21 protein-coding genes and 2 pseudogenes are annotated in these 23,837 nt (G+C 68.7%); 11 read left to right on the top strand and 12 right to left on the bottom strand.

All coding sequences use genetic code 11. The features are described from left to right. Nucleotides 1–176: 176 nt before the first annotated feature. Both ACWEVS_RS12440 and ACWEVS_RS12435 read left to right on the top strand, forming a co-directional pair. A complete protein-coding gene (locus ACWEVS_RS12440) occupies nt 177–1,319 on the top strand; it encodes a serine hydrolase domain-containing protein (RefSeq protein WP_452551380.1) in 1,143 nt (380 codons plus the stop codon). Continuing rightward, entirely contained in the window at nt 1,316–3,538 is a 2,223-nt protein-coding gene (locus tag ACWEVS_RS12435; RefSeq protein WP_452551378.1) for an MMPL family transporter, read from the top strand. The genes ACWEVS_RS12440 and ACWEVS_RS12435 overlap by 4 nt, the downstream gene beginning before the upstream one ends. Before the next feature lie 199 nt (nt 3,539–3,737). Here the strand turns inward: ACWEVS_RS12435 and ACWEVS_RS12430 are convergent, their stop codons facing one another. From ACWEVS_RS12430 to ACWEVS_RS12415, 4 genes and pseudogenes are all read right to left on the bottom strand, one after another. After that, complete coding sequence (locus ACWEVS_RS12430; RefSeq protein WP_452551376.1) at nt 3,738–5,378, bottom strand: Tn3 family transposase; 1,641 nt, start codon at nt 5,376–5,378, stop codon at nt 3,738–3,740. Nucleotides 5,379–6,313: 935 nt separating this feature from the next. Continuing rightward, nucleotides 6,314–6,805: pseudogene (locus tag ACWEVS_RS12425) on the bottom strand (DUF4158 domain-containing protein); the annotation flags it as partial. A gap of 162 nt (nt 6,806–6,967) precedes the next feature. After that, nucleotides 6,968–7,240, bottom strand: a complete 273-nt coding sequence (locus ACWEVS_RS12420) for a hypothetical protein (RefSeq protein WP_389946704.1) — start codon at nt 7,238–7,240, stop codon at nt 6,968–6,970. A gap of 104 nt (nt 7,241–7,344) precedes the next feature. Beyond that, nucleotides 7,345–8,001 carry a TetR/AcrR family transcriptional regulator gene (locus ACWEVS_RS12415; protein ID WP_449923162.1) on the bottom strand — a complete coding sequence of 219 codons (657 nt, stop codon included), beginning with the start codon at nt 7,999–8,001 and terminating at the stop codon, nt 7,345–7,347. Between the two features lie 20 nt (nt 8,002–8,021). On the opposite strand from ACWEVS_RS12415, the gene ACWEVS_RS12410 reads away from it, so the two are divergent. After that, nucleotides 8,022–8,849: a class I SAM-dependent methyltransferase gene (locus ACWEVS_RS12410; protein ID WP_452551374.1), complete on the top strand. Its 828-nt coding sequence runs from the start codon at nt 8,022–8,024 to the stop codon at nt 8,847–8,849. Between the two features lie 187 nt (nt 8,850–9,036). Here the strand turns inward: ACWEVS_RS12410 and ACWEVS_RS12405 are convergent, their stop codons facing one another. From ACWEVS_RS12405 to ACWEVS_RS12395, 3 genes and pseudogenes are all read right to left on the bottom strand, one after another. Further along, nucleotides 9,037–9,891, bottom strand: a complete 855-nt coding sequence (locus tag ACWEVS_RS12405) for a Tn3 family transposase (RefSeq protein ID WP_452551372.1) — start codon at nt 9,889–9,891, stop codon at nt 9,037–9,039. 67 nt (nt 9,892–9,958) lie between these two features. Continuing rightward, a pseudogene (locus ACWEVS_RS12400) lies at nt 9,959–10,174 on the bottom strand (Tn3 family transposase); the annotation flags it as partial. A gap of 23 nt (nt 10,175–10,197) precedes the next feature. Next, complete coding sequence (locus ACWEVS_RS12395; protein ID WP_452551371.1) at nt 10,198–12,018, bottom strand: DUF4158 domain-containing protein; 1,821 nt, start codon at nt 12,016–12,018, stop codon at nt 10,198–10,200. Nucleotides 12,019–12,767: 749 nt separating this feature from the next. Here ACWEVS_RS12395 and ACWEVS_RS12390 point away from each other — a divergent pair. The 4 genes from ACWEVS_RS12390 (at nt 12,768) to ACWEVS_RS12375 (ending at nt 15,733) form a co-directional block, all read left to right on the top strand. Next, nucleotides 12,768–13,313: a TetR/AcrR family transcriptional regulator gene (locus ACWEVS_RS12390; protein WP_452551369.1), complete on the top strand. Its 546-nt coding sequence runs from the start codon at nt 12,768–12,770 to the stop codon at nt 13,311–13,313. Nucleotides 13,314–13,367: 54 nt separating this feature from the next. After that, the gene (locus ACWEVS_RS12385) at nt 13,368–14,564 is read left to right on the top strand and encodes an MFS transporter (protein ID WP_452551367.1); all 1,197 of its coding nucleotides are present in this window, start codon (nt 13,368–13,370) and stop codon (nt 14,562–14,564) included. 88 nt (nt 14,565–14,652) lie between these two features. Beyond that, the gene (locus ACWEVS_RS12380; RefSeq protein WP_452551365.1) at nt 14,653–15,039 is read left to right on the top strand and encodes a TetR/AcrR family transcriptional regulator; all 387 of its coding nucleotides are present in this window, start codon (nt 14,653–14,655) and stop codon (nt 15,037–15,039) included. Nucleotides 15,040–15,052: 13 nt separating this feature from the next. Further along, nucleotides 15,053–15,733: a helix-turn-helix domain-containing protein gene (locus ACWEVS_RS12375; protein WP_452551363.1), complete on the top strand. Its 681-nt coding sequence runs from the start codon at nt 15,053–15,055 to the stop codon at nt 15,731–15,733. A gap of 374 nt (nt 15,734–16,107) precedes the next feature. Here ACWEVS_RS12375 and ACWEVS_RS12370 read toward each other — a convergent pair whose 3' ends face one another. Further along, on the bottom strand, nt 16,108–16,719 hold the full coding sequence (locus tag ACWEVS_RS12370; RefSeq protein ID WP_452551361.1) for a TetR/AcrR family transcriptional regulator: 612 nt from the start codon (nt 16,717–16,719) through the stop codon (nt 16,108–16,110). A gap of 103 nt (nt 16,720–16,822) precedes the next feature. Between ACWEVS_RS12370 and ACWEVS_RS12365 the strand changes: the two genes are divergently transcribed. Continuing rightward, the gene (locus ACWEVS_RS12365) at nt 16,823–18,289 is read left to right on the top strand and encodes an MFS transporter (protein WP_452551360.1); all 1,467 of its coding nucleotides are present in this window, start codon (nt 16,823–16,825) and stop codon (nt 18,287–18,289) included. Between the two features lie 316 nt (nt 18,290–18,605). On the opposite strand, the gene ACWEVS_RS12360 is transcribed toward ACWEVS_RS12365, so the two are convergent. Further along, entirely contained in the window at nt 18,606–19,682 is a 1,077-nt protein-coding gene (locus ACWEVS_RS12360; RefSeq protein ID WP_452551358.1) for an LLM class flavin-dependent oxidoreductase, read from the bottom strand. A gap of 174 nt (nt 19,683–19,856) precedes the next feature. Between ACWEVS_RS12360 and ACWEVS_RS12355 the strand changes: the two genes are divergently transcribed. After that, nucleotides 19,857–20,711: a GDSL-type esterase/lipase family protein gene (locus ACWEVS_RS12355; RefSeq protein ID WP_452551356.1), complete on the top strand. Its 855-nt coding sequence runs from the start codon at nt 19,857–19,859 to the stop codon at nt 20,709–20,711. 699 nt (nt 20,712–21,410) lie between these two features. Here ACWEVS_RS12355 and ACWEVS_RS12350 read toward each other — a convergent pair. Next, complete coding sequence (locus tag ACWEVS_RS12350) at nt 21,411–21,878, bottom strand: helicase associated domain-containing protein (RefSeq protein ID WP_452551354.1); 468 nt, start codon at nt 21,876–21,878, stop codon at nt 21,411–21,413. A gap of 94 nt (nt 21,879–21,972) precedes the next feature. On the opposite strand from ACWEVS_RS12350, the gene ACWEVS_RS12345 reads away from it, so the two are divergent. Beyond that, the gene (locus ACWEVS_RS12345) at nt 21,973–22,518 is read left to right on the top strand and encodes an RNA polymerase sigma factor (protein ID WP_449923188.1); all 546 of its coding nucleotides are present in this window, start codon (nt 21,973–21,975) and stop codon (nt 22,516–22,518) included. A gap of 68 nt (nt 22,519–22,586) precedes the next feature. Next, a complete protein-coding gene (locus ACWEVS_RS12340; RefSeq protein ID WP_452551352.1) occupies nt 22,587–23,198 on the top strand; it encodes a hypothetical protein in 612 nt (203 codons plus the stop codon). Between the two features lie 61 nt (nt 23,199–23,259). Here ACWEVS_RS12340 and ACWEVS_RS12335 read toward each other — a convergent pair whose 3' ends face one another. Then, nucleotides 23,260–23,406, bottom strand: coding sequence for a hypothetical protein (locus ACWEVS_RS12335; protein ID WP_449923193.1), 147 nt, complete (start codon nt 23,404–23,406; stop codon nt 23,260–23,262). A 146-nt stretch (nt 23,407–23,552) separates the two neighbouring features. Beyond that, nucleotides 23,553–23,837: cupin domain-containing protein (locus ACWEVS_RS12330; RefSeq protein WP_452551350.1), on the bottom strand; the 285-nt coding region annotated here is incomplete at its 5' end.

The raw sequence follows: 23,837 nt of genomic DNA, 5'->3' as shown, positions 1-23,837 counted from the left end.
CAGGGTCCTGGTCGCGGCCGCGGGGGAGGACTCAGGGCCCCGGTCAGGATCATCCGCTGCCAGGAGGTTCGCTGCTCTTCTGACTGATGGTCTGGATACCGGCCGGGAACCCCGGCACCAGGTGAATCTGCCAGGAGGCAAAAATGAGTGTTGGCCAGCGCCGATTCCATGCGGTCGTGGCGACAGCGGCCGTGGCCGTGTCGGCCGGTGTGCTGGCGGTGAGCCCGGCGCACGCTTCTTCCCCCGGTTACGACCGGGCGGCCCTGCAAGCGGACCTGGACGCGATCCGCGACGCCGGCACGCTGGGAGTGCAGGCTCGGGTGCTCTCGCCCCGCGCCGATCTGGCCGCATCCAGTGGTACGGCGGTGCTGGGCCGTCAGGTGCCGGTCCCGAGCGGCGGGCATTTCCGGATGGGCAGCAACACCAAGACCTTTGTCGCCGCCGTGATCCTGCAGCTCGAGGCGGAAGGGCGGCTCTCCGTCAACGACAGCGTCGAGCGGTGGCTTCCCGGGCTGGTGCGCGGCAACGGCAACGACGGGCGCGCGATCACCGTCAAGCACCTGCTCCAGCACACCAGCGGCCTGCACGACTCCGTAGGCGACATTGAGAAGAAGATGCACACGGAGCGGGGTTACCGCACTTACCGGTTCCTGCGCATGAGCCCGCGGCGGCTGGTGGCGCTCAGCGTCGGCCATCGACCGCTGTTCGCCCCCGGCTCCCGCTGGAGCTATTCCAACATCAACTACACCTTGGCCGGGATGATCATCGAGAAGGCCGTCGGCAACTCCTGGCGCGAGGAGGTGACGCGCCGGATCATCAAGCCGCTGAAGCTGCGGAACACGACCCTGCCCGGCGACTCCCCGCTCCTGCCCAAGCCGCACGTGCAGTCCTACACCGAGGACGCCAAAACCGCGCGCCCGTTCCGCTCCACCCTGCTCAGCCTCGGCTGGGCCGGCGCGGCGGGCGAGGCCGTCACCACCACAGAAGACCTGGCCAGGTTCTGGCGTGCACTGCTGGGCGGGCAGGTGCTGTCGCAGCAACAGCTGAAGAAGATGATGACCACGGTCCCCGTCGGCGTGCCCGGCAGGGAGTTCGGGCTGGGTATGGCCAAGCAGCGACTGAGCTGCGGAGTCACGGCCTGGACGCACCCCGGCGGCACCCCCGGGTTCATCACCGACAACGCCGTCACCCAGGACGGCCGTACCAGCGTGATCGTCTCCCGGACCACCTACCCCGGCACGCGAGAGCAGGGCCAGGCTACGGCCCGCCTGATCGACAACGCACTCTGCGCCGCCTCCGTCCGCAGGAGCACGTCGTGATCCGCGCCTTGACCGGATATTCCACCAGACACCCATGGAAGGTCATCGCCCTCTGGGCGGTGCTGGGCGTCGCGTTGAGCGCCCTGACCCCGACCCTGTTCGACCGGGTCACCCAGAACCAGACCGGGGACTTCCTGCCTCGCAGCTACGACTCGGCCGCCGCCCTGAACATCGCCAAGGAGCGGTTCGGGGTGAATCCCGACGCGACCACGGTGACGGTGCTGGTCGCCCGCTCCGACGGTAAGGCCCTCAACGCCGCTGACCAGGAGCGGGTCGAGGCCGAGGCGGCGAAGCTGGCCAAGCGCCGGGTGATCATGCCAAGGGAGGACGACGGTCCGCAGCAGTACCTGGTCCCCGACCGCTCCCAGACCCCCACGATCGCCCCGGCGATGACGGCGCCCGACCGGAGTTTCGAGCTGCTCTCCGTCGAACTGATCGGCAATCGTGCGGATAGGGGCGTCCAGGGCGTCTACCGGACCTTCAGGGACGCCGCCCGGACGCAGTTCTCAGAGGCGGGGATGCGTACCGGTTTCGCCGGGCCTCTCGCCGACGCCGTCGACACCGTCGATTCCCGCAAGATCGCCACGACGGTCGGGGGCGGGCTCATCATGGGGCTCATCATCCTGCTCAACGTGCTGGTGTTTCGCAGCGTGCTGGCGGCCCTGCTGCCGTTGCTCGCGGTCGCCCTGATCGGCTTCGTGGCCGCGGGTGCCGTCGCGGGCGCCGCGATGATCAGCGGGCTCAAGCTCGACGCGAGCACCCCCGGGCTGATCAACGTGGTCTTGTTCGGCATTGGCATCGACTACCTGTTGTTCCTGCTGTTCCGCTTCCGCGAGGCACTGCGGGCCAGGCCCGAGCAGTCAGCCCGCGAGGTGGCCGGGCAGGTCTCCGGCCGGGTGGGCACCGCGATCACCTCGGCGGCGCTGACCATCGTGGCCGCCTTCGCCACGCTGGGACTGGCGACCTTCGGGCAGTTCCGCTCGATGGGCCCCGCGATCGCCGTCGCGATCCTGGTGATGCTGCTCGGCAGCCTCACCCTGCTGCCGGCGCTGCTCGCGGCCACCGGCCGCAAGATGTTCTGGCCCTCCAGCACGGCCTTGCACCGCGAGACGCGCGAGGGCCGTGCCGCCCGCTTGGGTGAGCTGGTCACGCGACGCCCGCTGATGATGCTGACCGCCTCTGTCGCCCTGCTCGCCGCACTGGCCGCCGGGCTGATCGGCATCCGCATGGACTACGGCCAGGGCAGCCCCGGCACCCAGACCCCCGCCGCAGCCACCGCGGCCGAGATCTCCCATGCGCTGCCGGCCGGCGTGTCGGACCCGACGAGCGTCTTTGTTACCTCCAAGGACGACGGCGCCCTCACCGCCGACCGGCTGGACGGTCTATCCCGTGCGCTCACCCAGGTCAAGGGTGTGGGCGGAGTCGCGAAGACCGTCCTGAACAAGGACCACCGCGCCGCCAGGATCGACCTCTATCCGACCGCGGACCCGCAGAGCCAGCAGGCCCGCGACCTGGCCTCCGGACCGATCAGGGCCACGGTCGCCCAGCACACGCCCGCCGGGACGACGGCACACGTGGGCGGGACCCCGGCGATCATCGCCGACATCTCGACGGCCGTCGAGCACGACCTCACGATCGTGTTCCCGGTCGCGGCCGCGCTGATCGCGCTGATCCTCCTGCTGCTCCTGCGCAGCCTGCTCGCGCCGGTGATCCTGATGCTCTCCGTCGGGCTCGGCTTCGCCGCCACCCTCGGCACCGCCACCCTGCTGTTCCAGCACATACTCGGCAAGCCGGGCGTCAGCTTCACCCTCCCGCTCGTGTTGTTCCTGTTCGTCGTCGCCCTGGGCACCGACTACAACATCCTGATCACCGACCGGATCCGGGAGGAGATGCAGCGACCAGGTCCGGCCCGCGCCGCCGTGGCCCGCGCCGTACGGCACACGACACCGGCCATCACGACGGCCGGCGTGGTGCTAGCCGCTTCCTTCGCCAGCCTCGCCACGTCCTCGGGCAACGAACAGATCGCCTTCGCGATGACGCTGGGCATCATGGTTTCCGCGCTTGTGGTGTCGCTAGTGCTGGTCCCCGCACTCGCCGCACTGCTCGGTCGGGCCGTCTGGTGGCCGGTCCGCCCTCGACCTACCACGAACCCGCAGGACCGTGCGCCCGAACCCGCCCCGGAACCCGACCGGGCCCCAGCCTCTTGGGGCTCGCCATAGCCGCCGCCCCTGACGGCATGGAAGGGGTACGGCCGGAGTACGCCAGAAACACACCGCTTGGTGCAGGTATCTCGCCTGGTGTCAGCAGCCGTGTCGTCGTGCTCGGAGGTGATGCGGGCAGAGGTCTCCCGCCGAGACTGTTCCGACCCGAGGGAAAGCGCGTACGGTACAAACGGTTCCGGTGCAGGTTCACCCCCGATTACCGCTGACCGGGGGTGCGCAGCGGCCGGAAGTTGCCCTCGCGCACAGCCTCGGGCAGGGAGAAGTTGTAGCGGCCCAGGAAGTTGAGCCACTCGAAGCCGAGCGGGGACAGGCGGGCGATATCGGCGGTGGCTATCTTCTTGCCCTCGGCGCGGATCTGTTCCAGCGCGCGGGCCGTATAGACGGTGTTCCACAGAATGCAGACGTTGGTTAGCAGGCCCAACGCCCCTAGTTGATCTTCCTGCCCTTCCTTGTACCTCTGGCGTAGCTCGCCTTTCTGCCCGTGGAAGATCTTGCGGGCCAGGGTGTGGCGGGCTTCTTGCCGGTTCAGCTGGGTGTTGACCCGCCGGCGCAGCAGTTCGTCGTTGAAGTAGGAGGCCAGGTAGACCGAGCGATCCAGCTTGCCCAGCTCCATCAGAGCGCGGCCGATCGGGGTGGGGGTGCCGCCGCCGGTCAGGTAGCGAAACAGCTCGGCCGGGCGGACCGCACCGGTCTGCAGGGAGCCGGCCACGCGCAGCAGGTCGTCCCAGTGGTCGTTGATGAGGCCGATGTTCACCCGGGTTTTGATCATGGTGTTGAGGCGGCCGTAGAAAGCAGCAGGGTCAGCCCGGTACAGGGTTGAGCTGCCGACGTCAGCCAGGCGCGGGGAGAACTGCCAGCCCAGCAGCCGGAAGACGCCGAAGGCCAGCTCCGAGGCGCCGGCGGTGTCGGAGACGATCTCGGTGGGCCGCAGCGAAGTCTCCTGTTCCAGCAGGCCTTCCAGGATGTAGTACCAGTCCTTGGGGGTGCCGGGGATGACGATGCCATGGAAGCCGGTGAACTGATCGGAGGTGAAGTTGTAGTAGGTGACGCCGCGCGCGCCTTTGCCCTTGCCGAAGTACTTCGTGTTCGGCCCAGCGTTGATGGTCTTGACCGGGACGACGAAGCGCAGCCCGTCGGCCGAGGCCAGTTCGCCGCCGCCCCAGGTCTGCACGATCTCCTGGGTGGCGTGGTAGTCGACCAGGGTGGCGTTGGCGGCGGTCAGCGTGGCGGCGCGGATGTAGTTCTGCTCGGCCCAAAACAGCCGGTCCAGAGCGAGCGCCGGTTCGTGGTCGCTGGCCATGGGCCGCATCCCGACATTCATGGCCTGGGCGACCAAGACGGCCGCGATCGACTTGACCATGTCCTCTCGCCGGGAGGGCGCCTCGCCGGACACGTGAGTGAAGGCGTCCAGGCAGCCGGTCCACGAGTGCACTTCCAGCAGCACTTCGGGCAGGTCGACGACGGGCATGCGGGCCTCGACGTCGGCGCGTAGCGCGGTCAGTGAGGCGGGTTCGTCCAGCGCTTCCAGCCCGGTCAGGACGAGGTGATCCTTGCCTTCGGGGGATTTTTCGATGCGCAGCCACTCGTTGCGCACCGATTCCTCGCCCGACAGGCCCGCGGCCAGCTGCTTGTAGGCGAAGTCCAGGGTGCGCGCCCACCGCTGCGTGTCGGCGCCCGGCTCGGCCGACAGGCCCAGGTCGCGGCAGACCATGGCGCGGGCTTTGTCCCAGGCCGCTCCGGCCAGCAGCCCGGCGGTGGGGTCGCCCCATTTGGGCAGGCCGGGCACGAACACCTCGTGGCGGCGCAGGCACTCGCGTAGCCGCTCGACAGTGGCCACCGTGTAGGCCAGCGTGTTGACCTCGCCAGCCTTCTCCCCTCGCTGGGGAAGACCCGCCGGTGCCAGGCCGAACTCAGGTGCGCCGACGGCACCTCATCCGGGCGCACGGGGCTGCGGCGCCGTTCCAGGCCTTTGAGGAAGTCGATCGCCTCCAGCAGCTCAAAGCCGCGGCGCGCGCCCTGCCCGCCGCCGGAGCGACCGGCTTCGGCCGCGCCGGCGTGGAAGTCGATGACCTTCAGCAGCTTGGTCAAGAACCGGCGGATGGTGGCGTAGCGCTGCAGCAGCTGGTCGTGGAAGTCCTCATCGGGCTCTTGGGCGAGCTCGCCGATGACCTCGGCCGCGGCGTGGATGGCCAGCAGGTCCATGCCGTCCAGCGCGGCCCGCACATCACCGTCCGGGTCGGCGGCCACATCCCGGATCGCCAGCCACACCTCGCGCAACACGATCGCGGCGCTGTCCAGGTCCTTGAGCGTGCGCAGCCGCTCCTTGCCCGCCTTGAACGCCGACGTCCGCACCAGATCACCCATCGCCAAGTCGAACACCTCGATCGCCTCGTCAGCTGAGACCGGCTCCATCACCGCGGCGAAGGCGACCAGGGTGGCCAGCTTGCGATCCCCAGCCAGGTCGGCGACCGCCTTGGCCCTGGCGGCCTTGGCGAAACGGGCCAGCGTGGCGACCTTCCCGGCCGGGACCGCCGATAGATCCCACGCTGAGGCGCCCAGGCCGCGTAACTCCACATGCCGCTCCAGCGCCTTGCCCACCCCGGCGCCGGACACGTCGGTCGGGCTCTTGCGCAGCCGGTCCAGGCCCGAGATCCGCCGTCCCTCGGCCACCGTGACCAGCTCTTCCAGCGCGTCCTTCTGGTTCGGGCTGGGCAGCGAGGCCAAGATCTTGTACTGGCGCAGCGCGACCCGCTCACGGATCTCCGACACCAGTCGTTCCACCGTGCTGATGCCGGGTAGCAGAATCTTCGCCTCGACCAGGCGGTGGGTGAGAAGGTCCAGCAGCACGATCGGGCGTTCGTTATTCGACCAGGCCCGCCGGTAGATCCAGCACGCCAGCGCAAACGCGTGCTCCTCGAACACCTCAAAGCCGTAGGCCTCACGGATCTGCTTCTGGTGATCCCAGCGCGCCTCCTTCTCCCCGTACCCCTTCAGCGCGGAGGCGTCCAAGCCGAGTTGCTCGGCGACGTAGTCGACCACCACGGCGGGCACGTCCTCGGGATCGGTCAGGAAGCAGTTCAAGAACCGAGCCGTCCCGAGCTGGACGGCATAGCCGAGCTGGTTGCGGGCCCCGTTGGCGGCCATCGCCCGCCGCCGGTCAGCGGCTTCCAGGTGGAAGAACCCGCCCAGCTGGGTGAAGTCGGGGACCTCGTTGAACCTGCCCCACCGGCCACGCTGGTCCTCGGTGAGGAAGTTGACCGGCATCACGCACTCCCGCTGCTCGTGGGCCAGGCCGGGTCACCGGCCCGCTATCAGCTGAAAGTGTGGCACCTAAATGATCTTCGAGATGTCCGGCCAGAGCTCGCCGAGATATTGATCATGAAATGTAATGTTCGCCGTTCCCCGATCTCGCCATCCCAGCGAGGTTCAGGAGGGCCCCGGAGCGGGCGACAGCTCGGCCAGCATGCGCCGTACCTGCTCGTGTGACATCCCCACCTGCCGGCCGATCCGCCGCAGTCCCCACCCCTCATCCCGCGCATCGGCCATCGCCTGCGCCGAGGCCGCCGCCACCACGCCTTCCAGCATCACCCGCAGCTCCGCCAGCCTGGCCAGCCTGATCGCCGGCGCCACCCCCACCAGCTCCGCGCAGAACCGCTCAACATCCGCCCGGACGAACGCCACGCCCTCAGACTCCGCCATCGGGCAAGACTTGTAAGCCCGGTTCGCCGTACCGCTCCTACTCGGGGCCCACGATCACAGACGGAAGTGTCGGCAGACGATCGTTTGCCGACACTGAGGGTTCTCTAGGCCGGTCGTCGTTGCACGGCGTCGGCGATGACCGCTGTCACGAGCTTGTTGACGACTGACGTGGTAGGTGGGCCGGGGTCGCGGTCTGCGAACAGGAGATGCCCACCGCCGACCAGGGAGAGGGTGAGTGAGTCGATATCGGCGTCGGCCGCGATGCGGCCCAGTTCACGCTCGTCGGCGAGATAAGCGGAGATCGCGGTCGTGGCCTGGGCGAGGATCGCGATGCCCCCTCCTGGTCTGGCTTGCCGCAGCCGTGTGCGCAGCTCGTCCCGGAAGGTGATGAGCGGGATGATTGCCACCGGAATCGGTCCGAACAGGGTGGTCAGTGCGCTGGTGAGGTTGTCGGCCACCGTGCCAGTTCCAGCGGACTCGCGCAGCGCCCTCGCCTGCGTCTCAAGCTGCGCGGCCCGGTCGAGCACGAGGTCGGTGAGGAAGGCGTCGAAGTCGGTGAAGTGCCGATGCAAGACGCCTTTGGCGCAGCCTGCCTCGTCGGTGACGGCCCGGCTGGTCAGCCCGTTCGGCCCGTCCCGCAGAAGCACACGTTCGGCAGCGTCGAACAGTTGCTGCCGCGCGTCGCGGAGGTGTACCCCAGTTGGCACTCGCAGATCCTCTCGTGCGGTCAGCCCGATGGCATCCGTTGCCTTAGTGGGCATGCGCCCACTAAGGTGGGCGCATGCCCACCTTACCGCGAGAACAACCAGAACCATCCCCAGCGGAGCCGTATAAGGCCCGGCGGACGGCCGAGTCGTTCGGCATGGATGCTCAGCGCTACGACCAAGCCCGGCCTGGCTACCCCGATGCGCTAGTGGCGCGGATCGTCGCAGGCAGCCCCGGGCCTGACGTGCTCGACATCGGCTGCGGCACCGGCATCGCAGCCCGACAGTTCCAAGCCGTCGGGTGCGCCGTGCTCGGCGTCGAGCCCGATGCGCGGATGGCCGACTTCGCGCGAGCCCGTGGCCTGGAGGTCGAGGTGGCGGCCTTCGAAGCCTGGCAGCCAGCCGGCCGGACGTTCGACACGGTTATCGCGGCCCAGTCGTGGCACTGGGTGGACCCGGTCGCCGGCACCGTGAAGGTCGCACGTGTGCTGCGTCCAGGGGGACGGCTGGCGATCTTCGGGCACGTGTACGAGCCGCCTGCCGAGGTGGCCGAACCGTTCGCCGCTGCCTTCCGGCGGGTGGCGCCCGACTCCCCGCTCAGCAGTCAACCGGCCCGACGCCCGCTCGACCTCTACCAGGCGGGATACGCGAAGTTCGCCGACAAGATCCGGGAGACCGAACAGTTCAACGATCCCGAACAGTGGCGATTCGACTGGGAGCAGTCCTACACGCGCGACCAATGGCTGGACCTGCTACCCACCACCGGCGGCCTCACCCAACTCCGTCCCGATCAACTGGCCGAAATACTGGACGCGGTCGGGAACGCCATCGACTCCCTGGGCGGACGCTTCACGATGAACTACACCACCCTGGCCGCGACCGCCGTGCTCGTCGGCACCTCCTGAGTCCATTCGCCAAGTCGCGGCCGACCTAGAAGTCCGCGCGGCCGTTCGATGCTCCGCCGGGCGCAAGCAGAGTGCGGCCAGGAGTTGACGGCGGGCGGGTTGCCGGTGACGACCGGGATGCCGATGGGGCCGGGATGCTTTTTCGGTGCAGTGCGCGCAGGCGGTCGATAGGCGTGCCGAGGCCGCCTCACGGTGTTGAGCGCAGCGACCGTGTCGGGGTGTCGGCCGCTCGGCGGGGTCCGGGCATGGCCAAGGGCAACAGGTCGAGCCGCTTGTCCATGTCGAGGCGAAAGGTGCCGTACGGGTTGACGTTGGACCAGAACAGCGCGGTCAGGCCGCGCCGGTCCTCGGCGGTGAGCTTCTTGGCCCACTTCGGCTCCGCCAGGACCTGCTGGAGCAGCAGCGTGTTGACGTGCACGAGCGCGGACTGGAGCAGGTGCAGCGCGAGCATCGACGTCTCGGCGTGCTCCTTGTCCGGGCCGGTCAGGGCGCCGTCCTTGCCGTAGTGCAGCACAGTGTTCGCGCTGTTCCAGTTCTCCACGACCTGGAGGCCGCCGTGGATCTCGCGGCGCAGGTCGGGGCTGGCGAGGTAGTCGCACGCGAAGATCGTGCGCACGGCGCGGCCTAGCTCTTCGAGGGCCTGGTAGGTGGGGTGTTTGGGGCCGCCGCGGGTGAAGCGCCGCAGCACCTGCTCGGCCTCAGCCGTCCCCAGCCGAAGGGCGGTGGCGTACTTGACCATCTGGTCGTACTGCTGCTCGATCAGGTCCCAGCGGATCGGCCGGGTCAGCGAGCCGCCGAGCGCCGGCCAGCCGGGCGGGGCGTCGTCCGGACGGTACAGGCAGATGCTGCCGATGTTCTTCAGCCGCGGCAGCAGGCGGAAGTTGAGCAGCTCGGTGAAGGCGAATCCGACGACGCTCGCGCCGTGGGTGTCGACGTAGTTGGACTCGATCTCGGCGTCCGTGCAGTGTCGCAGCAGGCCCTCGATCATCGCCGCGACCTCGGACGACGGACAGGACTTCAGCTGGGAGTAGATGCAGACCATTCTTCTTCTCGACGTGCCAGTAGATCATCACGCCGTTGCCGCCGTAGCGGGCGTGGTACTCGGTCATGAAGTTCGAGGACCAGGACCCGAACTTCTTCGAGTCCGACGCGCACGAGGTGCCTTGTCCCCACCAGGCGGCATCCCTGGCGGCGAAGGTGCCGTTCACCAGCCGGGTGACGGCCGAGCGGAGGTTGTCGACGGTGATGAAGTGCCGGCGGACGTGCCGCAGGGCGGCCTCGGTCTCGCCGTGCTCGCCGGTCGCCACGATTGCCCGGATTCCCATGTTCGTGCCCAGGGCGAACAGAGCTAGAGCAGGCGCCGCTGGAGGGTGGCGCGGTCAATGCGCTCGTACGCGGCGACCGAAGAGAACTCGTCGGTGAAGCCGGTGAGGAAGTCGGCGTTCTTCAGCACGTCCAGCAGGTCGAGCACGCCCCACCGTCGTACGACCTCGTCCTTGAGGGCCTGGAGGCCGGTGGGCTCGTCCAGCGGCTCCAGCTTCGGCACGGTGATCCACGACTCGCCCTTGCGGGTAGTGACCTTCACTCCGCCCGCCGAGCCGTCCGCGAGCGCCGCCGACAGCCGATTTAGGCCGTCCGTCATCCGGCGCTTCAGGCCCGTGACGAACTTCTTGGGGTCCTCGGGCTGGCGGATCGCGGCGTAGTGCACGGTGCGGGCCGACTCGAAGTCACCGGGCAGGTCGTCCTCCGGATCGCCCCACCGCCTCCCGCCCTCGACGTAGATCTCCCGGCGCCGGATCGCGTCCCGCAGCGCCACCAACACGCACAGCTCGTACGGGATGCGCTCGATACGGCCCTTGTCGTCGACAACCGCCTCGCGCCAGTCCTTGCGTACGACGCCGTCCATCGGCACCGCGTCGCCGGCGTCGTAGAAACGGGCCTTGCCGTCGACGTCGGCGTACTTCGCCAGCAGCGCGAGCGCGTCCATCACCGGCCGGTAGGCGGTGTTGTTGCACTTGAAGCCCAGCGTGTTCAGCAGCGGCGGCAGCATCTGCCGGTAATACGAACTGTACGACGAGCGCAGTGTGGTGCGGACCTTGGCCTTGAACGCCTTCTCGTTCGCCTTCGCCTCCGCGACCAGGTCGCGCAGCGTCTTCTCACCCACCACCGGGTACAGCACCGCGCGTACGGTCCCCTCCGGCCGTCCCACCGCTGCATCCGCGAGGCGGAAGAGGATGCCCTCCTTACCCCTCACCTTCTTCAGCTCCGCCGTCAGCTGCCGTTCCACCCGCCGCTCGGCACGAGCGTTGATCTTGTTGACGAGGGCAACAAGCAGTTCCACCAGGGCATCGGTGATCTCCGCCTGACGGGACGCGCACAGCGCGGCCAGCAGCGTGATCCGTACGTCCTCGCCGGCATCCCGCAAGTCCGAGGGGTACATCTTGATCGCCCGTGCCCGCCACGCGGCCACCAGCTTCTCCGAACAGTCCGCGAACAGGCCCTCCGGCAACCCAAATCGCCGTACGGCGGTCAGCTTGGTGATCTCCGTCAGCAGCGAGTCCAGACCCACCGCACCGGGGTCCCGCTTCAGCGAGGCCAGTAGCGCGGTCCCGTCCTCGTTGCCCTCCGCCACCAGCTCCAGCAGGCGCCGGGCGCATACCTCCCCCAGGCGCGCGACGGTCTGCATGCAGAAGACCCGGTCCGCACGTGCCCGCGCGGCGGCCACGATCCGCTCGATACGGCCCGGGGGCTCGATGCGGTCACTGCGGCACTGCACGAGCAGGGCCTCGCGCAACCGGTCCTCCACCAGCTCCACCCGGCAGACCTCATCGGCGAGCCAGCCGGTCAGCCGCTCCTCATCGGCCCGGGTCGCCGGGCGGAACCCCAGGGCCTCGCGGATCTGCGTACGGTGGCCCTTCGCCGAGCGGGACGACACGTCGTACTTCGCCAACTCCTCCGCCGGCACCTTGACCACGTCGGCCACGTAGTCGACCGCGGCCTGCGGGAACTCCTCCAGGAACTCGGGGAACCGGCCCTCCAGCTCGAAGAACTTCAGCATCAGCACGAACCCGAGCCGCGTCGGGCCGGACTTGTTCGCGACCAGGTTCCAGTCGCTGCCCACCGGCGTCCAACACGCCACCACATCCTCGGGCGACCACCCCCTGCGCATGAACGGCCCCGCCCCTCCGTCGACTACTCGTTCGGCCTAACGAACAGGCCGGGCACGAAGCAACGGGGCGGGAAGGAGGGCCGGTGGCCACTTTGCACCGTGGGTCAGAGATAGGAGACCGGGGCCGTTTCGTAGAGCATTCGCCACAGCGCCCGCTCACGCAGCGGGATGTCGCGGCGTGACAGCAGCCGGTGGATCGTGGTCTTGGCCACTGCGCGGGTCTCGTCGGCGCTCTCCTTGTGGCGTTCGGCCTCGGCCGGGACCGACGGCGCGGCCCAGTGCTTCTTGCTCTGGCACCAGAACAGCCAGGCGGTGACGGCGGCGCGGTTGCGGTTCCAGGTCGCCGGCGCGCATCGGCCCCACAGGGTTGGCGGTGCGCGAGGTGGTCAGGAAGGCGTCGGCGGCCGCGGCGAGGCTGACGCCTCCACCGTGCAGGGCGGTGACCTTCGAGGCGGCGCTCATGCCGCCCGCCGGGCGACGTCCGGCGCGACGTACCGGATAACGTGCCAGAGTCGCGCAGCGGCCGCGCGAGTGGAAAGCCTGGTCGGCGGACGGCTCTGATCGCTCATGTACGTGATAATGGATCATTATCTGGTACATGCTTCCGGCCTTGGCGTGCTCCTGGCGTACTCCGGCCACCTCCCCGCTCGATGAACGATCTCGTATTGCACCGACTGATGCAAAACAGGTAGCGTGCTCATATGGCGAGGCCGAGATCATTCGATGAGGACCGGGTCCTGGACACTGCGATGCGCACGTTCTGGGCGAAGGGCTATGAGTCGACCTCGACCAGGGACCTGTGCGAGGTGCTCGGTCTCGACCGCAGCAGCGTGTACAACGCCTTCACCAACAAGCGCGAGCTGTTCAAACGCGCGTTGACCCGCTACATGGACATCACCACCGCTGACCAGCTACGCATCCTTGACAATCACGAACTGCCGGCGATCGAACGGATCCGCGCGTTGTTCGCCAAGATCCTCCAGACGGAGGCGGAGAACCGGAGCGACGGCCACGGCCTCGGCTGCCTGACCGTCAACACCACGATGGAGCTCGCCGGCCGCGACCCGGAGATCGCCCTGATGCTCGCCCGCGACACTGAGCGCCGAGTCGCCAGCCTGAGTGCGGCCATCAGGGGCGGGCAGCGCGAGGGCGACATCGACTCCACCCGCGATCCCGCCGAACTCGCCAGGTTCGTCAACGCCGTGATCGCCGGGATCCGGGTGGCCGCTCAGGGTGGCGCCGACGACGCCACCATCGCGGCCATCGCCGCCACGGCCATGGACGCCCTGGCTTGACCTCTGCTTTTTCGTGCCCGAATTCTACACCGATTGATGCAAAAAGGAGTCCCGTTGCCCAGAGCCGTCTACGTCCTGGCCATAGGCATCTTCGCCATGGTGACCAGCGAGTTCGCCGTCGGAGGCTTGATGCCCGAGATGGCAGGCGGACTCGGCGTGACCATCTCCCAAATCGGCTATCTGATCACCGCCTTCGCGGTGGCCATGTCGGCGGGCGGGCCGCTGATGTCCGTCGCGCTGGTACGGATACGCCCGAAACCCGCACTCATGCTGCTTTTCGCGATCTTCCTGGCGGGCAATGTGCTCGCGGCGGTTGCGCCCTCGTACCCGATCATGATGGTCGCGCGCGTCATCACCGGCGTCGCCTCCCAGGCGTTCTTCGGAGTCGCCATCTCGGTGGCGGTCCAGCTGAGCCGCCCAGAGGTACGTGGCCGGGCTCTTGCCATCGTCCTGAACGGATTGATGCTCGGCACCCTGCTCGGGCTGCCACTGTCCACACTGATCGGCGGGCAGCTCGGCTGGCGCGCCGCCTTCTGGGCCGTCGGTGCCCTGACCGTCACCGCCGCACTTGCCACGATGATGGGCGTTCCCAGGCTCGGGCGTACTGACGGTGCCAACGGCAACTTCCGGCAGGAGATGGCGGTCTTCAGGAACGGCAGGCTGTGGTTGGCGCTGTCGACCAGCACCCTCATCATCGGCGCGACCTTTGCCGCCTTCAGCTATCTCAGCCCGATCCTCACCCAGGTCACCGGGTTCGCCTCGAGGTCTGTACCCCTCCTGCTCGTCGCGTACGGCGCAGCCACCGTGATCGGGAACTACATCGTCGGACGCCTGGCCGACAAGCACACCATCAGCGTCCTGCTGTCCGGGCTGATCCTCAACGCTATCTTCCTGGCCGGTTTCGCGCTGTTCGCTCACCTCAGCGTCCCCGCAGTCATTGCCATGCTGGGCGTCGGGCTGGTCGGAGTGACCATGAACCCGGCGATGGCTGTACGCATCCAGCGCGTCGGCAACCCGGGGCCGCTGGTCAATACCGTCCACGCCTCCTTCATAACCCTCGGGGTGATCATCGGCTCCTCGATCGGCGGGCTGGTCATCGACGGCTTCGACCTGCGAGCCCCCCTCTGGCTGGGCGTTGGGCTGGCCGCACTCGGGATCGCGTCTCTCCTGCCCGAGCTCAGCCGCACCAGGGCCCAGTCATCGACGGAGAGCCTCACACAGGAGCGCGTCGAAGCCGCCACCACCCACTGACGCGCCACACAAACCGCATCCACCACCCACCGAAGCGACGCACGGGCCGAACCGCACAACGGGCGGCCCGTCCACACGAGAGCGCGGCATGCTGGGGTCTACTTGCCTGACATGGACCCTTCCTCACCACCTCCCTGCTGGAGCAGGCCCGCACCCACCCACCTGCCCTGTCGATGACCTCGACCTGCGCCTGGTCCTGGCACTCAACCACCTCATCGACATCGTCCTGGGTCGCTACCTGTTCAAGGCGCCATCGCCGACCGAGTGCGACCTCGACACCCTCATCGCCCTCGTCGCCCCCGCCGTCCAGAACTACCTCACCAGCCCGCTGCCCACCGCCTCCGCCAACCAGCCCGCCAAACGGCTGCGGCCGCGCATAACTCCGTTACCGCCGGCGACTTTCGCCAGCGGAGCGGGAACACTCGGTGCGGGGCCAGTGAACGAGGCCAGCGCAGTGGTGTCATGGCCGGTCTGAAGGGGGACGGGTGATGGAAGCAGCCGCATCAGATGGTGATCCCGCCCCGCTGACGGGCTTCAGCGACGCCCAACGCTGGACGGCGATCGAGCGCTGGCGGCTGCTGCGGCCCCATCTCGAAGAGGGTGTCCCCCTTTCCCAGCTCGCCTCCTCCTGCGGAGTACCCGAGCGGTCGCTGCGCCGCTGGCGCGCGGCCTACCAAACCGGCGGCCTGGCCGCTCTGGTGCGCCGTCCGCGCTCGGACCGCGGCCGGACGAAGATGCCCGAACCGTTGCGGCTACTCATCGAGGGCCTGGCGCTGCGGCCGCCCCGCAGAAGTATCGCGGTGATCCACCGGCAGGCCGCCAGCGTCGCCACCGTGCAGGGGTGGCCGATCCCCGGCTACTCCACCGTGCACGAGATCGTCCGCAACCTCGACCCGGCGCTCGTCGCGCTCGGGGTGGAGGGCACCAAACGCTACCGGGAGGTGTATGAGCTGGTGCATCGCAGGGAGGCGTCCAAGCCGAACCAGATCTGGCAGGCCGACCACACCGAGCTGGACCTGTGGGTTGTAGACCCCAAAGGCCAACCGGCCCGGCCGTGGTCCTCCGGCCCCGCCACACGGCGGGGCCGTGCCTTTGCCGGTCAAGGGATCATGTCTGGCCACGTAGCGCCAGAGAATCTCGGCCATCTATCGCCGGAATTTACAGGCTAACGATGCCTCGTAACGATCAATTCATGGCTTTGCGCTTCAGCGGGCGATTCCCGTCAGCTGGAGCGCTAAGTCACATGCGGCGATGTCCGAAGCGCGTCGCCGCGACGCTATGACTTGACGTCGGGCTCTTTGGGTGTCAGCCCCAGCTGGCGAAGCTGTGCTGGCCGCAGGGGCAGCCATCCGCCGGCGTCGAATCCGTCCCGTCTGCCTCAGTCGCCACGCGAAGATCATGATGGACGAAGCGTCAAGCATGTGCGCGAACCGTCAAAGCTCCCTAGGAACCAACCTGTCAAGGATGTCCCGGAACCACACAGTGACAGGCGAAAAAGCGATGACAGCAACAGGGCATAAGCGCCGCTCGCTCCCCGCGCCGTTCACACCCCACTGGCCCGGCAGCTTTGGGCCGGCTCGTCTACCCGGAGGTGGAGCCCGTCGAGCATGACGGTTAGAAGCTGATCACGGTGTGCGGGGGTCCGCTCCGCCGCCCAGGCGACTGAAGCGATCAGGGAGAAAAGGGCGGAGGCGTCGATATCGGGTCGGATCGTCTCTGTGTGCTGGGCTCTGGCCAGTAGTTGCGCCCCAGCGGCCTTGACGGCTTGGCAGGTGGCGTGGAGTTCGGATGTGGGGTCGGCGAGGCTCTCGACGAGGGCGTCGACCAGGCCGCGATAGGTCATGGCGTGCTCGACCGCGGCCGTCAGCCAGGTGGCCAAGGCCTGGTGCGGGGACGGGGAGGCGAGCAGCTCATCTGAGCGGGCTTTCAGGCTGCGCAGGCTTTCGCCCAGCAATGCCTCCAGCAGTGCCTGGCGGGTCGGGAAGTGCCGGTAGAGGGTCACGTTGCCGACGCCGGCGGTGCGCGCGATGTCGTTCAAGGAGGCGCCAACGCCGTGTTCGGCGAAAGCCGTCCGGGCGGTCGTCAAGAGCCGCTCGTAATTGCGTCGCGCATCTTTGCGCCCTACGGGCCGGGTCTGCGTTGATCGATCCGCCACGGGACCCTCCACACGTTTGCTAAAACGAGGAACCTCCTCATATGTTAGCTCACCGAAAGCGAGGAACTTCCTCGTTTCGTTGCGTACCATCCTGAGGAGTGCCATGACCGAACAGAGAACGCACGTGGCGACAGCGGGATCCGGGCCCGCCGGCGCCTCCCGCCCGCAGCGCCACCCCGGCCTGGTGCTCGCCATCGTGCTGATCTGTCAGACGATGTTCATCCTGGACACCAACGTGGTGAACATCGCCCTCCCCGACATCCAGCACGACCTCGGCTTCTCTGCCGCCGGCCTGTCCTGGGTGCTCAATGCCTACATGCTGGCCTTCGGCGGTCTGCTGCTGCTCGGCGGTCGCGCGGGCGACATCGTCGGCCAACGACGGGCTCTCATCGGCGGGGTGGTCATCTTCACCGTCGCTTCACTGGCCGGAGGGCTGGCCACATCGGCTGGAATGCTGCTGGCGGCCCGTGCCGGTCAGGGGATCGGCGCCGCCATCGCCGCACCGACCGTGCTCGCCCTCATCACCGTAGGCTTCCCGGAGCCTGCACGCAGGGCGCGGGCGCTGGGGGCCTACGCGGCAGTCTCCGGTTCCGGCGCCGCGATCGGCCTCATCGCCGGTGGCATGCTCACCGACTGGATCTCCTGGCGGTGGGTGCTGTTCATCAACGTGCCGATCGGCATGGTCCTGCTGATCCTGGCCCCGCTGTTCATCACCGAGACCGATCGCCACCCGGGCCGCTTCGATCTGGCGGGTTCGCTGACCTCGACGCTTGGCATGACCGCGCTCGTCTACGGCTTCATCCGCGCCGCTGAGCAGGGCTTTGGCGACGTGGTCACGCTCGGCGCACTCGGCGTGGCCGCCGTCCTGCTGGTCCTGTTCGTGGCCGTCGAGTCCCGTGCCCGGCAGCCGATCGTCCCGCTGCGGCTGTTCGCTGACCGCAACCGCGCCGGCGGCTACGTTGTGCTGCTGTTTGTCCTGGCCGCGGGCAACGGCATGTTCTTCTTTCTCACCCAGTTCCTGCAGCAGGTCCGCGGGTACAGCCCTCTGCAGGCGGGATTCGCCTTCGTGCCGCTGGCCCTCGCGATCCTGGCGTCTTCCGGCATGGCGGCCCGGCTGCTGCCGCGCCTGGGCGCCAAGACGCTGATTGCCGTCGGCGCCGCGGCGATCAGCCTGGCCCTCCTGTGGATGACGCAGCTGACGCCCCAGGCCGGCTACGCCACGGCGCTGCTCGGCCCCATGATGATCGCCGGTCTCGGCATGGGCATCTTGCTGGTAGGAGCCACCACCGTGTTGTCCTCCGGGATCCGAGCCGAGGATGCCGGCGCCGCCTCGGGCCTGCTCAATGTCATGCAGCAGATCGGCGGTGCGCTGGGGCTGGCCATCCTCGTCACGGTGTTCGGCGCCGCCACACGCGCTTCACGCGGACCGGCCCACCAGGTCCTCACCGAGGGAGTCACCACGGCCTTTACCGTCGCAGCTGCGTTCACCGCCAGCGCAATCCTCCTGGCCCTGACCATGAAGAACAGGCCGGCTCACACAGCCGAATCCGCGGAGGAGCTCACCCGATGACGTAGGGACCAACCTCAATCTGTGCCCCGACGCTCCGGACCTGCCAGGTAGCTGATCTACAGGTCTTCGGGGCTCGCTCGCCCCCAAAGCGGGAGTGCACGCCCTTGCCGGTCAGGAGGTGTGGTTCAGCGGCACAGGGCCGCGTCGACGGCTTTCTCCAGGTGCTCGATGGCTTGTCCGGTTTTCGGTTCGAGGGTCATCGTGACGCTGGCGGCGCGGCTTCGCGTGCAGAGCCATGTACGAATAGACGAGCAGAGCTGATCATCGAGACCCCACTACCGTTCTGTCTCATTCAGCGGAACGGATTCGGGTCCGCTCAGGTAAGGAGTTTCGCTAGCTGGGCCATCTCAGTGGGTGGGTCGATCACCGGCTGGATGAGAAGTTCGTCGATGCCGGCTTGTTGCAGGGTGGCGATGCGGGCGCGGAGGTCGTCGCGGGTGCCGACCAAGGCCAGGGTGTTCATCAGCGAGGGCAGGATCAGGTCGCGGTCCTGCGGTGCGATGCGTCCGAGGTAGTTGGGGTAGAGCTTGGTGTGCCGGTCGGGTGCGGTGGCGCTGGTGCCGCGCCGGTCCAGCAGTCGCCGCACCGTCTCGCGTTCGGCGGGGCCGAGCTGCTCGGCGAAGGCGGGTGTGTCGGCGGCGGTGTCGGCGGCGAAGGCCAGCAGCGACAGGACGAGGTGGCCGGTCGCGTCCCGGGCCGCGTCGCCGTGGGGGTCCTCGTCCTCGTCGAGCATGTGCAGCGCGGTGACCACATAGGAGTCCGCCCGAGGGTCCGTGCGGGAATCGGGGTCCCGGGGTGTCCCGCGGGCGGCGTTACGGCGGGCGTCGTGCAGCGCGTGCCAGGCGGTGGGGTCCAGCAGGCCGAAGGAGATCAGGCCGGTGCCGCGGCGGCCGGCGACGGCGGCGGCCTTCGGCCCCAGCGCGGCCACGACGAACTCGATCGGGTCGGCCGTGTTCACCTGCCCTCCTGCGTGCAGGAAACGGACGTCGCGAACCCGGTCACCTTCGCGGTACTCGATGGTGCGTCCGGCGCACAGGCCCTGCAATGCGGCGGTGAAGGTCTCCACCGTGGCCGCCGTGGTCGGCCGCATGCCCAGCGTGCGCCGGGCGGTGTTTCCAGTCCCGACCCCGCAGATGATGCGGCCCGGTGCCAGCGCGTTGAGGCTGGTGAGTCCACCCGCGGCGGCCGGCGCCGAGCGCAGCGCCGGTGAGGTCACGCCGATGCCGAGCCTGATGCGGCTGGTGGCCTTCGCACACAGGCTCAAGGCGACGAAGGCGTCGCCGTGGACCATCGGGGTGTCGTTGACCCAGAAACTGTGCAGGCCCAGCTCCTCGGCCTGTACGGCGAGGTCCTCCACGCCTGGCTGTGCGGTGACCACGACGCCTGCACGCATCGAAACCTCCAGGGACGAGGATCCCAACGTACTCAGCTTGACAGCTCACCGGCTCTGCACTTCCAGGAGTACGCCGACAGCTGGCGCACTGTCGGGGCGATCGCCACGGGCGCGCCGGGACCCGGCCTCACCCCGGCCGCGGCCTGCCCGCCGATCCGGAGCCGGAGACGGCACATGGATGAGCAGGCGCTCGGCAGCGGCCTCGAGCCCGCCTCCCGCCGCTGGTCCGTAGCTGCCGACGCAGCGCGAGGCCGAGGTGTACGCGCAGATCCCGGCTGTAGCATGCCGTTGCCTGTGCGGGCCGATGACTGCACCGACGACATCGGTATGAGAGCACGGGGGCCGGCGTGCCCGTTCGGCTGTCAGGTCATCGAAGCGCGCCCGCTCCCCCGCGCCGAGGCCTTCGCCTTGGCCGACGCGCACCGACTGCCAACGGCTGGAGAGCGAACATGGCCTCGGCTTCGGCTACCCGCTCCGCATCGCGGGCGAGTGGGGACTCCGGCACCCGGACCGGGCCGTGACCTGGCTGAACTCCGCCATCGCGGGCGACAAGGTGATGGACCTCGAACCCCGATGGCAGGCGGACGTGCTCGACGCGCGCCCGACGTGGTGTCGATCCTCGTAGGCGTCAATGACGTCGGCTGGCACACGTACGCCCCGGACGGCTACGTGATCCCCGCGGAGGACTACGCGGCAGGTTACGACCGCCTACTCGCGCCCCTCGCCGAGGCCGGCGCCGACCTGATCCTCATCGAGCCGTTCCTCCTGCCGATTCGCGGCCGTGTCGAGGTCGGCGACGCGCACCTCGGCGTAGAGGACCGGAAGAAGTGGCGCGCCGACCTGGACCCGAAGATCCAGGTCGTGCGCGAGCTCGCCCTCAAGTACGGCGCGCACCTGCTCGCCGCCGACGGCATGTTCGCCGAGCTCGCCGCGACGACCGGACCGGAGTACTGGGCTGTGGACGGCGTGCACCCGACGCCGGCCGGTCACGCCGCACTCGCGGAAGCCTGGTTGCGCCTGGTCGCGTGACCATGCCTCGCGATCCCAGGCGGGCCCGCCGCTCGACGGCCCGCGGCCGGCGCCTGGGACGCTCGCCGGCGATGACCGCCGAGCAGGTCCGGCACGCCCGCGACCTGCTCGCCCGGCCGGAGGACACCGTCTCCTCCATCGCCCGCCTACTCGGCGTCGGCCGCTCGACCATCCACATGTACGGACGTCGGCGAGGTCGACGTGACAATGGTCTGCCGGCGTGTTGGCAGAGCAGGACCCTGCTCCCAGGGCGAATTCCTCCCTCCGTCGGAAGATCCGCCGGATTTCGCGAGCGAGAGTCGGCGCTCGTTTGAACCCCGGTCCACAGGATGGACGCTCAGTGCCCGCGAGCCGCCGCGCCGCTTTCCTGCCGGTGAACGCGAAGAGCGGACGCGAGCACCTCGGGACAGACGGCCAGCGTGGTAGGCGGCGGGCCAGCTCGCCGACCCCTCTCTCCCATCCGGCCGGCGGCTCGGTCTCGGCGGCCTGATCGACGTCGCCAGCAAGGACTGGGCGAGCGTAGCGGCCAGCCGGCGGCCAGGCGGCCGCGCACCTGTCGACGAGGCTCGACGCCACCCGCATAGCGATGACCTGCACGACCACGGCTAAGCGCAGGATCCGGCTCGGATGTTCCTCAGCCCAGGGCCACGCGGCGGCTCGAGGGCATGGATACGGTGCGAGGATGGCGCGCCTTCCCGGCTACCAGCCGATGATCGCCCAGGCCGGGACCACTCCGCCGGGCGACGGGGATCGGTGGGCGGTGGAGATGAAATGGGACGGCATCCGCGCGCTGCTGTACGTCGAGGACGGCCGGGTGCGGATCCGCAGAGTGCCCTTGCGCTTTTCGACACGTCGGGACTGCATACCGATCTTGTCCAGCGCGTCGATCAGGTCGGGAGTGAGCTTGCCCGCCTTCCGCGGGCTGCGCTGCCGGCTGATCCAGTCCTTGAGATAGTCGTTGTCGGGCTCGAGTCTGCCGGTGCTGGCGTGTAGCGCCTTGGCCTGCTCGTAGGCCTCTTGCCATTTCGCTTCGGCGGGCTCCCAGATGATGTGGAGGCGGTCCAGCATCGCGATGCGTTCGGCGGACAGGGCGCCCGCGGCGGCGTTCGCTGCGGCGGTGCGGATCAGCAGCGCTTCGGCGAAGCCGGGGTTGACGGCGCTGCCCATCACCTCGCAAGTCCTCCCGATCCTGAGCGGAAACGCTTTTCGTCGCTCGGTCCAAGTACGGGTGTAAGGCGAACGACGAAAGGGATTGCAGGCGATGCGCCTCAACGAAGACCCTGCGGCCTATGAGGCCTTTTATCGCCGCCACGTGGATGCCGTACTGAAATTCGTGGCCCGGCGGGTGAGGGACCCTCATCTCGCCGCGGACCTCACGGCGGACATCTTCCTGGCGGTCTTGGACTCGGCTCATACCTACGTCCCCGGCCGGGGCAGCGAAATCGCATGGCTGTACGGCGTCGCGCGCAACGTCGTGTCGGCCCAGCATCGCCAGGCGGCCAGGGAGGCGCGGGCCAACGGCCGCGTCGCGGGTCGCCGGCTGATGGACGACGACGATCTCGTCAGGATGGAGGAACGGATCGACGCCGAGCGCCACATGCGCTGTGCCCTCGAGGCCATGGCCAGGCTTTCCGAGGGCGAGCGCGCCGTGCTGGAGCTCGTGGCGATCGACCAGCTCTCCGTCGCCGAAGCCGCCGCGGCCCTGGGCATCAGGCAGGTGACCGCGCGGGTCAGACTGCACCGGGCCAGAAAGACCCTTGAAAACGTCGCTTCGCCAGCACCTGTGTACGTGGAAGGACAGGCATGAGCAATTTCGAAGAGCGCCTTCTCAGTGCACTCAAGGACGAAATCACGACGAGAACGGCGGAGGACAAGATGACCACTGTTACACCGGTTCAGCGCGGCTCGCGGCGGCGCTTCGTAGGGCTGTCCGCCGCGGTGGCGGGGGTCGCGGCGGCCGCCACTGCGGTGGTGCTCATGACCGGTATCGCGGGCGCTCCGGCATACGCGGTCACCAAGGGCGCGGACGGCGCGGTCAGCGTGCGGATCAACTCGTTCACCGACCCCGAAGGGCTGGAGGCCGAGCTGGCCGCCAACGGCGTCAAGGCGGTCGTCGACTACCTGCCTGCGGGGCAGACCTGCCAGGAGCCGCGCGGCCAGCGCAGCAGCATGACCGGGAAGTTCGCGACGAGCATCGGCTCGGAGGGCAACGGGATGTCCTTCAAGATCGTGACCGGGCAGGTCCCGGAGGGCGAGACGCTCGTGCTGGCCGTGTCCAGGAGCAAGGACGGCGACGACAAGCCGCCGTTCGCGACCTCGCTGCAGGTCGTCAAGGGCGCGGTCGCGCCGTGCGAGGCCACCTCGGCGTCGGAGCCGACGGCCGACGGCTCCGGTGGCACCAGCGAGAGCAAGGGCGACGATTCCGGTCTGAGCTCCAAGAACGACGGCGAGGACAACGGTCCCAGCCTGAACGAGGAGACCAAGTAGCCCCTCTACTCACCAGGGCCGGCGGTCCTTCCCCACATCACGCATCGCCGGCCCACCCGGATCAGCGGCGGTTCTTGGCCGGCCACCGGAACGAGGCAGGGCGGCCAAGCGGGTAGGGGGCATCGCCGTCGGGCGTGGCGATCACCCCGATCGGCTCGTTCACCAGACGAGCCAGGTCATTCACGTCGTACCAGTCGGCTCGGTCCATAGTCGAGCAGCCTACGCCTGTCCATAAAAGAGGACGAGGAGGCGTCGATCTCCACGCATGGCGGATACTCCCTTGCTCGATTCGGTCGGTTCTGGTCTCGGGGGACCTGCGGCCCCAGGCCGTCCAAGGTCGGGTGGCCGGGGATCTCAGGTGAGGTGGTCGGTGGGAGGGCTGGTGTATTCGGTGTCGGTGACGTGGTCGAGCCAGGTGACCTCATCGCCTTCCCACAGGGCGATGTGGGTCATGAACTGGTCGGGGGCGGCGCCGTGCCAGTGCTCTTCACCGGGCGGAGTCCAGATGACCTGGCCGGGGTGGGCTCGGAGGATCGGGCCGCCCCGGGACTGGATCAGGGCGATCCCCTCCACGATGTACAGGGCCTGGCCCCTGCCGTGGGAGTGCCAGGCAGTGCGGGCGCCGGGCGTGAAGTGCAC

This window comes from Nonomuraea sp. NPDC003754 (genome assembly GCF_053605785.1).
The sequence above is the reverse complement of the archived record's forward strand: the minus strand, read 5'-3'. Positions and strand labels throughout refer to the sequence as shown.